Annotated in this window: 1 protein-coding gene; it reads right to left on the minus strand. The window is 68.4% G+C overall.

The genetic code is table 11. The annotated features are described in order from the left end of the window. Positions 1–697 (minus strand): dipeptidase (locus G4D87_RS38320; protein ID WP_163787658.1); only part of this gene is annotated, 697 nt, incomplete at its 3' end. Between the last annotated feature and the right edge of the window lie 76 nt (positions 698–773).

Raw genomic sequence — 773 nt, forward strand, 5'->3', positions numbered from 1 at the left:
CGTCGGAGAGGTTGCGCCAGCCACCGCCCGCCGCGCGAACGCCCGTGTGCGAGCAGAAGAACCGGACCGAGGGGTGGGTGAAGAGGTCCTTGAGGGTGGACTCCGAGGCATGCGCCACATCCACGCTCATGCCCAGCCGGGCCATCTCCTCCATGACCTCCTGGCCCAGCGGCGTCAGGCCCCGGTTGCCCATCATCGGAAAGGATGAGCCTCCCAGGTCGTTGTTGGACAGGTGGGTGAGGCCCATGAAGCGCACCCCACGCTGGTGGAGCTCCGCCAGGCGCGCCACCTGGCCTTCAATGGCGTGCCCTCCTTCCACGCCCAGCACCGCGGACAGCCGCCCCTGGGCGAGGTTGTCCTCCAACATGGCGCCTGTGGTGGTGATGCGGGCGGCGTCCCCTGAGCGCTCACAGAAGGACGCCATCTGCTCAATCTGCCAGAGCGCCCGGGTCCACTCGCTCGCCCGGGCGTCCCGGGGCCACCCACGCCACGCGGCGAACACGGGGAAGCCTCCAATGAAAGGAAAGCCCCGGGTGACGATGGTGAAGCACTGCAGCTTCACCCCCGCCTCCCGCAGGCGGGGGAAGTCCACGTGGCCCTCTTCAGAACGTGCACACAGGTCGCGGTTCCACATGAGGGAATCCGCATGGCCGTCCGCGATGCACCACCGCTGGTGGAACTCTTTCACGTCACCCATGCGCGCAAGTCTGCCCACCCGCGTGCGCGAAACAAGCACCACCCGCGTCCCAGTGCCCACGCAATGGCCCCTGCCC

It is taken from the genome of Myxococcus vastator, assembly GCF_010894475.1.
Lineage (GTDB): Bacteria > Myxococcota > Myxococcia > Myxococcales > Myxococcaceae > Myxococcus > Myxococcus vastator.